The sequence below is a fragment of the Streptomyces uncialis genome (assembly GCF_036250755.1).
Lineage (GTDB): Bacteria > Actinomycetota > Actinomycetes > Streptomycetales > Streptomycetaceae > Streptomyces > Streptomyces uncialis.
This window is the reverse complement of sequence record NZ_CP109583.1, coordinates 2,546,149-2,559,380: the sequence shown is the minus strand read 5'-3', so window position 1 is coordinate 2,559,380 and position 13,232 is coordinate 2,546,149. Positions and strand designations below refer to the sequence as shown.

The 13,232-nt window shown below is 71.0% G+C and carries 11 protein-coding genes; 6 read left to right on the top strand and 5 right to left on the bottom strand.

Translation table 11 applies throughout. The features are described from left to right. The first annotated feature begins 688 nt into the window (after positions 1 to 688). A complete protein-coding gene (locus OG711_RS10415; protein WP_073790381.1) occupies positions 689 to 2,227 on the top strand; it encodes an RNA polymerase sigma factor in 1,539 nt (512 codons plus the stop codon). A gap of 277 nt (positions 2,228 to 2,504) precedes the next feature. Beyond that, the gene (locus OG711_RS10410; RefSeq protein ID WP_329559126.1) at positions 2,505 to 3,446 is read left to right on the top strand and encodes a S1 family peptidase; all 942 of its coding nucleotides are present in this window, start codon (positions 2,505 to 2,507) and stop codon (positions 3,444 to 3,446) included. A 156-nt stretch (positions 3,447 to 3,602) separates the two neighbouring features. Here OG711_RS10410 and OG711_RS10405 read toward each other — a convergent pair whose 3' ends face one another. Then, a complete protein-coding gene (locus tag OG711_RS10405; RefSeq protein WP_073789412.1) occupies positions 3,603 to 3,836 on the bottom strand; it encodes a DUF7455 domain-containing protein in 234 nt (77 codons plus the stop codon). 442 nt (positions 3,837 to 4,278) lie between these two features. Here OG711_RS10405 and OG711_RS10400 point away from each other — a divergent pair, with 442 nt between their 5' ends. After that, a complete protein-coding gene (locus tag OG711_RS10400) occupies positions 4,279 to 6,402 on the top strand; it encodes a DNA gyrase/topoisomerase IV subunit B (RefSeq protein WP_073789414.1) in 2,124 nt (707 codons plus the stop codon). 260 nt (positions 6,403 to 6,662) lie between these two features. On the opposite strand, the gene OG711_RS10395 is transcribed toward OG711_RS10400, so the two are convergent. Further along, a complete protein-coding gene (locus tag OG711_RS10395; protein WP_073790383.1) occupies positions 6,663 to 7,358 on the bottom strand; it encodes a response regulator in 696 nt (231 codons plus the stop codon). 146 nt (positions 7,359 to 7,504) lie between these two features. Between OG711_RS10395 and OG711_RS10390 the strand changes: the two genes are divergently transcribed. Together OG711_RS10390 and OG711_RS10385 are read left to right on the top strand one after the other, a co-directional pair. Then, entirely contained in the window at positions 7,505 to 7,636 is a 132-nt protein-coding gene (locus OG711_RS10390) for a hypothetical protein (RefSeq protein ID WP_266507550.1), read from the top strand. A gap of 331 nt (positions 7,637 to 7,967) precedes the next feature. Continuing rightward, a complete protein-coding gene (locus OG711_RS10385) occupies positions 7,968 to 8,216 on the top strand; it encodes a hypothetical protein (RefSeq protein ID WP_073789417.1) in 249 nt (82 codons plus the stop codon). 140 nt (positions 8,217 to 8,356) lie between these two features. Here the strand turns inward: OG711_RS10385 and OG711_RS10380 are convergent, their stop codons facing one another. From OG711_RS10380 to OG711_RS10370, 3 genes are all read right to left on the bottom strand, one after another. After that, a complete protein-coding gene (locus OG711_RS10380; RefSeq protein WP_073789420.1) occupies positions 8,357 to 9,034 on the bottom strand; it encodes a response regulator in 678 nt (225 codons plus the stop codon). Further along, complete coding sequence (locus OG711_RS10375) at positions 9,031 to 10,671, bottom strand: sensor histidine kinase (protein WP_073789422.1); 1,641 nt, start codon at positions 10,669 to 10,671, stop codon at positions 9,031 to 9,033. Before OG711_RS10375 ends, OG711_RS10380 begins: the two co-directional genes overlap by 4 nt. A 96-nt stretch (positions 10,672 to 10,767) precedes the next feature. Continuing rightward, positions 10,768 to 11,703, bottom strand: coding sequence for a sucrase ferredoxin (locus tag OG711_RS10370; RefSeq protein ID WP_329559125.1), 936 nt, complete (start codon positions 11,701 to 11,703; stop codon positions 10,768 to 10,770). Positions 11,704 to 11,980: 277 nt separating this feature from the next. Between OG711_RS10370 and OG711_RS10365 the strand changes: the two genes are divergently transcribed. Then, positions 11,981 to 13,117 carry a CobW family GTP-binding protein gene (locus OG711_RS10365; RefSeq protein WP_329559124.1) on the top strand — a complete coding sequence of 379 codons (1,137 nt, stop codon included), beginning with the start codon at positions 11,981 to 11,983 and terminating at the stop codon, positions 13,115 to 13,117. Positions 13,118 to 13,232 lie beyond the last annotated feature (115 nt).

The window sequence follows — 13,232 nt, the reverse complement described above, 5'->3', positions numbered from 1 at the left end:
GCACCCGCCCCACGAACGGCACCCGCCCCGCCCAGCTCTGCCGCAGCTCATTTCTCGCCACCGACGCCTCCCGCCGGCCCTCACCCGCTCCCCGCCGGTTCCCCTCCGCCAGGCTTTCCCGTCCGCCGCCGGACCCCCGGCCCGCAGCCGGTTCCCGGTCCCGGGGAAGGTGTCCCCAACCGCCCCGGGGCGGTTGCTCCGGGTGGTCCCATGCGTGGTTTGAATCGAACGGGGAAGCATCCCTTCTACCCGGCAGGTGTGTGCCGGTCCCGACCGTCGCACACCCGACCGGCCCCGTGTCCGCCGACCGTGCGGTCCGTCGGTCGGTCATCGGGCCCGGTTGCCCCGCTCGGCGGCCCCGCCAGGTCAAGAACATGACCTAATGCGGCGGCGACGGATCGAGGTGGGGCAGACAGTCGCAAAACCTGACCACTTCTGACCGTATCTAGAAGCTTTTGTATGCTTACGGGGTGTGACTCGGGCCACGCAGATTGGGCGTAACGCTCCTGGGAACTGCGCGATGACCTAAGAGGTGACAGTCGAGGAGGGAATGCAGCAGCCGCCGATGGCGCTGTGAATCTCCTGGACCACGCCCGCGCCGCCGGCCCATCCCTAGTCGGCGGTCGTCGGTCCCAGTCCGTTGTGGACGGGGCCGGAAGCCGTTTTCCAACGTTCCGAGAGGTTGTTCGTGTCGGCCAGCACATCCCGTACGCTCCCGCCGGAGATCGCCGAGTCCGTCTCTGTCATGGCGCTCATCGAGCGGGGAAAGGCTGAGGGGCAGATCGCCGGCGATGACGTGCGTCGGGCCTTCGAAGCTGACCAGATTCCGGCCACTCAGTGGAAGAACGTACTGCGCAGCCTCAACCAGATCCTCGAGGAAGAGGGTGTGACGCTGATGGTCAGTGCCGCGGAACCGAAGCGCACCCGAAAGAGCGTCGCAGCGAAGAGTCCGGCCAAGCGGACCGCCACCAGGACCGTGGCCGCCAAGACGGTCACGACCAAGAAGGCGGCGACCGCCCCCACCGCCGCGTCGGGCGACGCGTCCGACGCCGAGGGCGCGCCCGCCAAGAAGGCCGCCGCCAAGAAGACGGTGGCCAAGAAGGCGGTCGCCAAGAAGACCGCTGTCAAGAAGACCGCGGCCAAGAAGGCGACCGGCAAGAAGGACTCCGACGAGATCGTCGACGACGAGTCGGCCGAGGAGACCTCGGGTACCCCCGGCAAGCCCGGTGAGGAGCCCGCGGAGGACGGGAGCCAGGGCTTCGTCCTGTCCGACGACGACGAGGACGACGCGCCCGCGCAGCAGGTCGCCGCGGCCGGTGCCACCGCCGACCCCGTCAAGGACTACCTGAAGCAGATCGGCAAGGTCCCCCTCCTCAACGCCGAGCAGGAGGTGGAGCTGGCCAAGCGCATCGAGGCCGGTCTCTTCGCCGAGGACAAGCTCGCCAACGCCGACAAGCTGGCGCCCAAGCTCAAGCGCGAGCTGGAGATCATCGCCGAGGACGGCCGCCGCGCCAAGAACCACCTGCTGGAGGCCAACCTCCGTCTCGTGGTCTCCCTGGCCAAGCGGTACACGGGCCGCGGCATGCTGTTCCTGGACCTGATCCAGGAGGGCAACCTCGGTCTGATCCGCGCGGTGGAGAAGTTCGACTACACCAAGGGCTACAAGTTCTCCACGTACGCCACCTGGTGGATCCGTCAGGCGATCACCCGCGCGATGGCCGACCAGGCACGCACCATCCGTATCCCGGTGCACATGGTCGAGGTCATCAACAAGCTGGCGCGGGTGCAGCGCCAGATGCTCCAGGACCTGGGCCGCGAGCCCACCCCGGAGGAGCTGGCCAAGGAACTCGACATGACCCCCGAGAAGGTCATCGAGGTCCAGAAGTACGGCCGTGAGCCCATCTCCCTGCACACGCCGCTCGGTGAGGACGGTGACAGCGAGTTCGGTGACCTCATCGAGGACTCCGAGGCCGTCGTGCCCGCCGACGCCGTCAGCTTCACGCTGCTCCAGGAGCAGCTGCACTCCGTGCTCGACACCCTCTCCGAGCGTGAGGCGGGTGTGGTGTCGATGCGGTTCGGTCTCACCGACGGTCAGCCGAAGACCCTCGACGAGATCGGCAAGGTGTACGGCGTCACCCGTGAGCGCATCCGCCAGATCGAGTCGAAGACGATGTCGAAGCTGCGCCACCCGTCGCGTTCGCAGGTACTGCGCGACTACCTGGACTAGATCGCGACCACTCGGATCGGATCCGGGGCCACTCGGATCCGATGCGGGATCAGCGGGATCGGATCCGGGGCCACCTGGACGGCATCCAGGATCACCGCCGACCGGTGCGGACCGGACGGACGGTCTGCGGTCGTCCATCGGTCGGCACGCCGGCCGGTGACCGTGGCCAAGGGCCCGGCTCCTTCGTGGAGCCGGGCCCTTCGGCATGCGCGGGTGCGGGTCCGGTACCGCTGATCGACGCTGGGTGGGAGATCGCGACCCTGAGTGAGGAGAGCGCATGTCCCGTCCCCATGCCCGCGCCCTGACCGGTGTGCTGGTCCTGACGGCCGCCGCCACCGTGCTGCCCCTGGCCCACCCGCGGCCCGCCGCCGCCGACAGTCTGGTGGTGGGCGGACAACCGGCCGACATCGTCCACAGTCCCTGGGTGGTGGCCCTCTCCAGCCGTGACCGGTTCGGCGGTACCCGTGCCGGACAGTTCTGCGGCGGTGCCGTGGTGGGGCCCACGACGGTGCTGACCGCCGCGCACTGTGTGGGGCCGGAGGTGCTCGGCACGTCTCCCGGCGAGGTCGGTGATCTGGCGGTGATCGCGGGCCGCGGCGATCTGCTGGCCGGTGGCGGGACGGAGGTCCGGGTACGTGACATCTGGGTCAGCCCGGAGCACGACCGTACGACGAACGCGTGGGACCTCGCCGTGCTGACCCTCGCGGAGCCGCTGCCCGACAGCCATGTGATCCCCATGGCGGAGTCCGGTGACCCCGCGTATCGGGCGGGTACCCCCGCGGCCGTCTACGGCTGGGGGGACGCCACCGGACGGGGCGACTACGCGCGGAGCCTGCGGGTCGGGCAGGTCGAGGTGCTGCCCGACGAACTCTGCCAGGACGCGTACCCCGGTGGACCCGAAGGCCGGTATCTGGCCGATTCCATGCTCTGCGCCGGGGTGCGCGAAGGGGGACGGGACGCGTGCCAGGGCGACAGCGGTGGCCCGCTCGTCGCGGAAGGACGGCTCATCGGTCTCGTCTCGTGGGGGAGCGGCTGCGGCAGGGCCGGTAGCCCGGGCGTCTACACGCGCCTCTCCGCCGCGCTGGGCGAGCCCGAGGTGTCCGGGACCGGACCGGCCCCGGAAGCCGCTGAGCGAGGCGACAGGGGCCGGGCAGGGCCTGTCATAGCGCGCCTCCCCGGTGGCACCACCCCCGAGTCACCGGAAACCGCCCGGCGCTGAGATAGCGCCGGGCGTCGAGACCGCCGGGCGTCGAGACCGCCCGGCGCTGGGAGCGTCGGGCGGTGCGGGAACGTGAACGGGCGGCCACCCCGCGTACGGGGTGCCGCCCATTTCGCCGGCCTGGGCCGGTGCTGGCTCGTCGGTGGATGCGAGGTGTCAGCGTTCTTGCTGCTCCTCGGCCGAGGCCGGGACGGCGGTCAGGCGCTCCGTCTCGTCCTGTATCTCAGCGGCGATCTTCTTGAGTTCCGGCTCGAACTTGCGACCGTGGTGGGCGCAGAAGAGCAGTTCACCGCCGCTCAACAGGACGACGCGCAGGTAAGCCTGGGCGCCGCAACGGTCGCAGCGGTCAGCGGCCGTCAGCGGGCTCGCGGGGGTCAGAACAGTAGTCACGTCGCCTCTTCTCTAGCTCGACGAGCTGTCGTACCAGGGTCAACATCCAACCAGGCCGAAAACGTTCCCGCTCGCGGCTTCTCCTCGAAAATTTCTCCCCGAGGTGGCTGTCTGCTGCCCATTGGCGGCGAATGTGCCGTATTGCGTGTCTATGTGTCTTACGGGTTCGCGCGGTTTGCATGGGGTCCGGTCCTCCCGGCTGGCTTGCCGGTTGTTCAAGAGGACGTGCCCGGAGCCTAAATGGTTCATGCCTCGAAGGGAACGTGATATGCCCTTCACTCCATCGAGGCATCGAACAAGCATGCGACTCTGGACTAGGCTGGTTCTGCGCGAGGGTGGCGTGACAACGGCTCTACCAGGGCTCGGTACCCTCTGAGCGGCAACCGAAGCCGGGCCCTTACCCCAAAGGGTCGTATCTGAAATTCAGCGAGGAGCGAACCGCGTGACCGCCGATACGTCCGTGCCGTCCACTGCGCTGCTGACCGGAGCAGACCGGGACGGTTCCAACTACACCGCGCGGCACCTGCTCGTCCTGGAGGGCCTCGAAGCGGTTCGCAAGCGGCCCGGTATGTACATCGGGTCGACCGACAGCCGTGGCCTGATGCACTGCCTCTGGGAGATCATCGACAATTCCGTCGACGAGGCCCTGGGCGGCTACTGCGATCACATCGATGTCGTGCTGCACGACGACGGGTCCGTCGAGGTCCGTGACAACGGCCGCGGCATCCCCGTGGACGTGGAGCCGAAGACCGGGCTGTCGGGTGTCGAGGTCGTCCTGACCAAGCTGCACGCCGGTGGCAAGTTCGGCGGCGGCTCGTACGCCGCCTCTGGTGGCCTCCACGGCGTCGGCGCCTCCGTCGTGAACGCGCTCTCGGCGCGTCTGGACGTCGAGGTGGACCGCGGTGGCAGCACCCACGCGATCAGCTTCCGCCGGGGCGTTCCCGGGGCCTTCGCGAAGCCGGGGGCGGAGTCGCCCTTCGAACCCCACAGCGGCCTGCGCAAGACCAAGCGCGTCCCCAAGGCCCGTACCGGCACGCGTCTGCGCTACTGGGCGGACCGCCAGATCTTCCTCAAGGACGCCAAGCTCTCCCTGGACACCCTGCACCAGCGCGCGCGGCAGACCGCGTTCCTGGTGCCCGGTCTGACCATCGTCGTCCGCGACGAGTACGGCCTGGGCGAGGGCGGCAGCAAGGGCGAGGAGTCCTTCCGCTTCGACGGCGGTATCAGCGAGTTCTGCGAGTACCTGGCCACCGACAAGGCGGTCTGCGACGTCCTGCGTTTCTCCGGCACGGGCAGCTTCAAGGAGACCGTCCCGGTCCTCGACGACCGCGGCCATATGACACCCACCGAGGTCACCCGGGAACTCGGCGTGGACGTGGCCATGCGCTGGGGCACGGGGTACGAGACCAAGCTCAGGTCCTTCGTGAACATCATCGCCACCCCCAAGGGCGGCACCCATGTCACCGGATTCGAACGCTCCGTCACCAAGACGATGAACGAGGTGCTCCGCGGCCAGAAGCTGCTCCGGGTCGCCGAGGACGACATCGTCAAGGACGACGCCCTGGAGGGCCTCACCGCGGTCGTCACCGTACGGCTGGCCGAGCCACAGTTCGAGGGGCAGACCAAGGAGGTCCTCGGTACGTCGGCCGCCAACCGCATCGTCGCGGCGGTCGTCGCCAAGGAGCTGAAGGCGTTCCTGACGTCCACCAAGCGGGACGCGAAGGCGCAGGCCCGCTCGGTGATGGACAAGGCGGTCGCGGCTGCCCGGACCCGGATCGCGGCTCGTCAGCACAAGGAGGCGCAGCGTCGGAAGACGGCGCTGGAGTCGTCGTCGCTGCCGGCGAAGCTGGCGGACTGCCGCAGTGACGACGTGGAGCGCAGTGAGCTGTTCATCGTGGAGGGTGACTCGGCGCTGGGTACGGCGAAGCTGGCCCGCAACTCCGAGTTCCAGGCGTTGCTGCCGATCCGGGGCAAGATCCTCAACGTTCAGAAGTCGTCCGTCTCGGACATGCTGAAGAACGCCGAGTGCGGGGCGATCATCCAGGTCATAGGAGCGGGTTCGGGGCGTACCTTCGACCTGGACGCGGCCCGGTACGGGAAGATCATCCTGCTGGTCGACGCCGATGTGGACGGCGCGCACATCCGGTGTCTGCTGCTGACGCTGTTCCAGCGCTACATGCGCCCGATGGTCGCTGCGGGCCGCGTCTTCGCGGCGGTGCCGCCGCTGCACCGGATCGAGCTCGTCCAGCCCAAGAAGGGCCAGGACAAGTACGTGTACACCTACTCTGACCGGGAGCTGCGTGACACGCTGCTGGAGTTCCAGCGCAAGAACGTCCGCTACAAGGACTCCATCCAGCGCTACAAGGGGCTCGGTGAGATGGACGCCGACCAGCTGGCCGAGACCACGATGGACCCGCGGTTCCGGACCCTGCGCCGGATCAACATCTCCGATCTGGAGTCCTCCGAGCGGGTCTTCGACCTGCTGATGGGCAACGAGGTCGCCCCGCGCAAGGAGTTCATCACCAGCTCGGCGGCCACCCTCGACCGTTCGCGTATCGACGCCTGATCCGGCCGTGTCCGGTCCGGTCCGGGTCGTACCGGCTCCGGCCGGTCCGGGATGGGGCCGAATCAGGTCGGGCCGATCCCGGTCGGGGTCGTGCCCGCCGCACGCGTCCGCCGCCGCGGACATGCTTCGTCGCCCTCCCCACCCGGGTTGCGCCGTCCGGGACGGGAGGGCGACGTGTGTTCCGGGACGACCTGGACGACCGGCCCCTCGGGACGACCGACGCGCGCGGGCCGGGGCGCGGGGCCGGAGGGGGGGCGGCGTCAGCGGGGCGACACCCAGGCGTAGCGGTGCTCGGGCCGTCCGGTGTCGCCGTAACGCAACGTGAGCTGGAGCCGGCCCGCCTGCTCCAGATGACGGAGGTAACGCTGGGCGGTCGAGCGACTCAAACCGGTCTGGGCGGCCACCTCGTGTGCGGACAACGGCTGAGCGGCACGGTGCAGAACGCCGCATATCAAATCGGTGGTGGGAAGCGAGTGACCGCTCGGCAGCCCCTGGGGCGGGGTCGTCGTGGTCGTGCGCAGCGCGCCGAAGATCCGGTCGACCTGCTCCTGTGCGGCCATCCCGCTGCCGCCCACCCGGTCGACCGTGCGGCGCAGGGCGGCGTACGCCTCCAGGCGGCTGCGCAGCGCGTCGAACGTGAAGGGCTTCACCAGGTAGTGCAGGGCGCCGAGCCGCATGGCGTCCTGGATGGTGGTCACATCGCTCGCCGCCGTGATCATGATGACGTCGGTGCGATGGCCGAGCTGACGCATGTGCTGCACCAGCGACAGCCCGGTCCGGTCCGGGAGGTAGTGGTCGAGCAGGACGAGGTCTATCTGCTCGCGTTCCACGGTGGCGAGCGCCTGGGCGGCGTCGTGGGCGCGACCGACCACACGAAAGCCCGGGACTTTGGCCACGTAGCGGGCGTTGATCTCTGCGACTCGGAAATCGTCGTCCACGACCAGGACGTCAATCATCGACCGGGCCTTTCTGGTTAAGCCCATGGTGAGGCTTCGTGTTCTAGCGCGCGCAAAATGAGCACAACAGGGGTTTGCAATCAGAAGATGGGCCAGCGCGCACAAGGATCGCACTGCGACGCACATCGCACTTACCGTGCCGGGCCATGAGCACAGAAACCAACCGGGCCACCGGGTCACGGACCGCGGGCGGGGAGTCCTCGCGCGGCACGCTGCCCGGAGCCGGGAAGCGGAGGTGCCCCGAGGGGCCGGACGCCACGGTGGTCGAGGACCGCTGAGCCCGGCACCGAACCCTGAGCGCGACCCGACGACGGGGCACCGCCCCCGACGCCGGGGTGACGGACCGCTCTTCCGTCACGGGAGCGTGAACCCGTGAGCGGCTCGCATCGTGGCGGGCGCTCGTGGGCGGCCGACGGCCGGTCGACCGTACTCCGGTCCGCCGCCCGTCCCGTTCCGGTTCCCGGCCCCCGCCCGGCTTTGTGTCCACAGTCGCGCTGTACGCCCCGCTGCGGGCCTCCGAGACCGCATCCGTCCTCCGGGGCGGACCGAAGAACCCCAGGCCCCTGGCGGGGCTCTGAGGCCGTTTCATCTCACAAGGACGTGATGCGCATGCGGGACACCACCAGATGGGCGTCGGCCGCCGGTGCGGGGATGATGGCGCTGGGCGCACTCGTGGGGCTCTCATCGGTCAGCGGCGGAGGTGTCGGCGACGACGGCTCCCGCACCCCGCGTCATGTGGGGACGACCGTCGACGAGGCGGAACGCCGTGAAGCGCCCGTGAACCGGCGCTCGGGCCGTACCCTGCCCGCCGACTTCGGCACCACGACCGGGGCCCGGTCCGCCACCACCGACGGCTGAACCCCGGCCACCGACGCGGCGCCGCACCGTACGAGGTGCGCCGCCCGCAAGGCCCGTACGAGACCGCCGCGCACCGCGCGCCGCGACCGCTCGGGCCCGCCACGTGAGCCCCCGCGCCACTTCCCCCGCCGCGCGGGGGCTCACCCCCGGGTGGCCCACCGGTACCGGTGCTCGGGGCGGCCCGTGTCCCCGTACCGCAGACTGAGCCGGACCCGCCCGGCGCGCTCCAGCAGTTTGAGGTAGCGCTGGGCCGTCTGCCGGCTCAACTGGGTGCTGTCGGCGAGTTCCTGTGCGGACACCGGTCCTTCGGCGGACATCAGCACCCTGCGCACCAGTTCCGCGGTGGTGGGGGAGTGGCCTTTCGGGAGTTCGGGTTCGGCGGACACCGTGAGCGCGCCGAAGATCCGGTCCACCTCCGCCTGTTCGGCCTCGCCGCCGCCCCTGAGGGTGCGCTGGAGGGCCGCGTACGCCTCCAGCTTGGTCCGCAGCCCGGAGAACGCGAACGGCTTCACCAGGTACTGGAGAGCGCCCAGCCGCATCGCCGCCTGCACGGTGCCCACGTCCCGGGCGGCCGTCACCATGATCACGTCGGTCTCATGGCCGCGCTCCCGCAGTCTGCGGACCACGTCCAGCCCGGTCTCGTCGGGCAGATGGTGGTCGAGCAGCACCAGATCGACCTCGTCGGTCTCCACGCAGTGCAGCGCCTCGGCGGCGTTGTGCGCCTTCGCCGCCACCCGGAAACCGGCGATCTTCTCGACGTACGCCGCGTTGACGTCCGCCACCCGGATGTCGTCGTCCACCACCAGGACCGCGATCACCGCACCTCCTCCGCGCTCGCCAGTGGTGCCTCCGACAGGGCCTCCGGCAGCCGCACGATGAACTCCGCGCCGCCGTCCGGGCCCTCGCCGACCTCGGCGCCGCCGCCCTGCCGCTCGGCCAGCCGGCGCACCAGCGCCAGACCGATGCCGCGCTTGCCGCGCGCGGGGATCTTCTTGGTGGTCCAGCCCTCCATGAAGATCGTCTCCCGCTGCTCGGGCGGGACACCGGGACCGGTGTCCCGCACCCGCAGCACCGCGGCCCGGCCCTCCGCCCGCAGCACGACCTCCACGCGCGCGTGGGGCGATCCGGACGAGGCGTCCAGCGCGTTGTCGACGAGGTTCCCCACGATGGTGACCAGCCCACGCGGGTCGATCAGCCGGTCCGGCAGCGAGGTGTCCGGGGACACCGCGAGCGTCACACCGCGTTCGGCCGCGACCGTGGCCTTGCCGACCAGCAGGGCCGCCAGCAGCGGGTCGTGGATCTTCTCCGTGATCTGCTCGGCGGTCACCCGGTGGGCCCCGGCGACCTCCCCGACGAACTCGACGGCCTCGTCGAACATCTCCAGCTCCAGCAGCCCGAGCAGGGTGTGCATACGGTTCGCGTGCTCATGGTCCTGCGCGCGCAGCGCGTCGATGAGACCACGGGTGGAGTCCAGCTCGCGGCCGAGCTGCTCCAGCTCGGTACGGTCACGCAGCGTGGCCACGGCGCCGCCGTCGTCGGTGGGCATCCGGTTGGCGATCAGCACCCGCTGCCCCCGCACGGTCACCAGGTCCGTCCCCGTCACCCGGCCCGCGAGGACATCGGTGGTGCGGCCCGGGCCCAGCGCCGAGTCCAGCGACTTGCCGACGACCTCCGTGCCGAGGCCCAGCAGCCGCTGCGCCTCGTCGTTGAGCAGCCGGATGCGGCCGCCGCGGTCCAGGGCCACCACACCCTCGCGGATGCTGTGCAGCATCGCCTCGCGCTCCGCGAGCAGCGCGGAGATGTCCGAGAAGGCGAGGTCCCTGGTCTGCTTCTGCACCCGCCGGGAGATCAGGTACGCCGCCAGCGCCCCGACCGCCAGCGCCCCGCCCGCGTAGGCGAGCAGGCTGGGGATCGTGTGGAAGAGCCGCGCCCGGACGCTGTCGTACTCGATGCCGACTGACACCGCGCCGATGATGTCGCCGCTCGCGTCACGCAGCGGCACCTTCCCGCGCGCGGAGCGGCCCAGGGTGCCGTTGTCGATCTGCATGATCTCCCGGCCCGCGAGCGGGACGCTGGGGTCCGTGGAGACGACCTTGCCGATCTGGAGGGTGTCGGTGTGCGACCAGCGGACCCCGTCCATGTTCATGATCACGATGTACTCGGCGCCGCTCGCGTGCCGTATGCGCTCCGCGACCGCCTGCACCGGACCGTCGACCGTGGGCAGCGAGGTCTTCATGTCCGCGGCTATCTGGGGCTGGGCCGCGGTGGTCTGCGCTATCGCCAGGGCGCGCTGCATGGCCTGGTCGTCCAGCTCGTTGCTGAGGGGCGCGAGGAACAGGCCGGTGGCGAGCACCACGACTCCGCCGGCGATCGCCAGTTGCATCAGGAGCACCTGCGAGAAGACCCGGCGGGGCAGACCGAGACGCAGGCGTCGGACGGGGGGGGACGGGCTCATGCGTACGAACGGTACGGGGCGCGGGCGTCCCAGTCGAAGCCCCTGTGGTGCGGATCTCGTGGCTTTGCTGTGCTGGGTCCTTCGGCGGCGCGCCGTTCAGCCCTCCACGGCGGTGACCAGCTCACGTACCGCGACGACGTCCATACGCGCCGGGGTCGCCAGGGCGGCCCCGCAGCTCTCCGGCCGGGCGGGCAGGGACGCCCCCCGCGCGACCGTGACACGCCACGTACGGCCGTCCACGTGCCGAACGGAGACCTCCCAGCGGGGAGCGGCCCCCTCGGTCCGTTCGACGCTCAGAACGCCCGCTGCGGCCTCCTGGGCCGCCTTGCGGACGGCCAGCTCCGCCGCCTGGCCCGGACGCTCCCACGCGGAGCCGCCCCGGCAGCCCTCCGTCACGATCCGGCCGTCGGTGACGGCCTCCAGGATCTCCTTGACGAGCGGGGCCTCGACCCTGCCGTACGCGTAGCCGTACGGCAGCACCAGCAGCGTCGGCGAGAAACGGTGCCCACCGAGGTGGGTGACCTCCCAGACGCCGCGCTCACCGGAGTCGGTGAGCTCCTGGGCGAGCGGGCGCCCCAGCAGGGCGCAGCAGCGGTCCCGCTTGCCGTTGGTGCAGACGAGGACCAGGGGGGCGCCCGTGTGCGCCCGCCCGCCCAGCGCCCGGTCGAAGCCGTCGGCGTCGCCCGCGCCGAGCGCCCCGAGGTCCAGGCCGAGCAGCCGCGCCGGGTCGTCGATGTCGGCCTCCCGCAGCCAGGTCCCGCCCGGCACGGTGTGCGCGGCGTACACCCGGCGGGTGCCGTCCGTGTGACGGTCCGCGTGCCTGCCCGGCCTGCGGATCAGCGCGATCCGCACCCCGGTGCCCTCCGCCGCCGACTCCAGGGCACGCCCCACCGCCGGGTCCAGATGGCTCGCCGTCAGCGCCTTGGCGCCCCAGGGACCGGGCTGTTCGAGCAGCAGCCAGGTCCGGGCCGTGGCCGCGGTGCCGGCCAGCGGTTCGTCGGAGCTCCGCGAAGCGGTTGCGCACGTACTCACAGAGGTGAGCCTAACCTGACGTGCTCGACGGGGACTTCCGGGCGCGGTCGCTCCCCGTCGGTGACGTCCCGCGCGCGGGACGTGGCCCTGGCCCGCTCGGAGGCCGACGGGCGACCGGGAGTGTCCGGGCGCCCTCGTATCCTGGGACCGGGCCGGGTCCCGCCCTGGGGCCGGGCCGGTCCCAGGTGCCCCGGCCGTGCCGGAAGGGCTCCAGCGCGTGCGTGCGAGCGTGCGTGGCCCGAGCAGCAGTGGCCCGAGCAGCAGGAGAGAGCGCGCGTTGAGTCAGCAGCAGATCCCGGTCGTCGTCCTCGCGGGCTTCCTCGGGTCGGGCAAGACCACCCTCCTGAACCATCTGCTCCACACCAGCGGGGGAAGCCGCATCGGAGCGATCGTCAACGACTTCGGCAGCATCGAGATCGACGCGATGGCGGTGGCCGGCCGGCTCGGCGACTCCACGGTGTCCCTCGGGAACGGCTGTCTGTGCTGCGCGGTCGACGTCAGCGAACTCGACGCCTATCTGGAACGGCTCACCCGCCCCGCCGCCCGGATCGACATCATCGTCATCGAGGCCAGCGGCCTCGCCGAACCGCAGGAACTCGTCCGGATGGTCCTCGCCAGCGACAACCGGCGGATCGTGTACGGAGGGCTCGTCGAGGTCGTGGACGCAGTCGAGTTCGACGCCACCCGCGAACGCCATCCGGAGCTCGACCGGCATCTGCGGATCGCCGACCTCGTGGTCGTGAACAAGGCCGACCGGGTGGACGACGGGGCGCTGGGCAGGGTGCTGGGCACGGTCCGGGGGCTCGTCGACGGCGCGGCCGTGGTGACCTCCGTCCACGGGCGGGTCGACCCCGAGCTGCTGTTCGACCCCAAGGCGGTCCGTGAACGCGTCGGACAGCTGACCTTCGACGACCTCGCCGCGCTCGCCGGTGACGGCTGCGAGGAGGCCGCACCGGGTCACGGACACCCGGCGGCGCATCCCCACACCGGCTACGAGACGGTGTCCTTCACCGCCGACCGGCCCCTGCACCCGCGACGGCTGCTGGACTTCCTCGACAGCAGGCCGGACGGGCTGTACCGGATCAAGGGATATGTCGACTTCGGGGCCGCCGATCCGCGCAACCGGTACGCCGTCCACGCGGTGGGCCGCTTCCTGCGCTTCACCCCCGAGCCCTGGCCGTCCGACGCGCGGCGGCTCACCCAGCTCGTCCTCATCGGCTCCGGCATCGACACCGGGGAACTGCGCGCCCGGCTGGACCTGTGTCCCCTCGGCGACGCGGAAGGCGCCGTCGAGGAGCACGTCATGTGGGGAGTGCTGCGCTACGTCCCCGAGCCGGAACCCGACGGGGACGGGTCCGGCCAGGACGACCCCGCCGACCCCGCCGAACTGGGCGACCCGTACGGCGACGGGTGACTCACCGCGGGGTGGACACCGCGGACACCGCCCGCCCCTGAACCGTCCGCACGCGCGGCACCCGCGCATCGCGGTCACCGTCGGGACCATCGCCCCGAAACCGTCCGCACGCGCG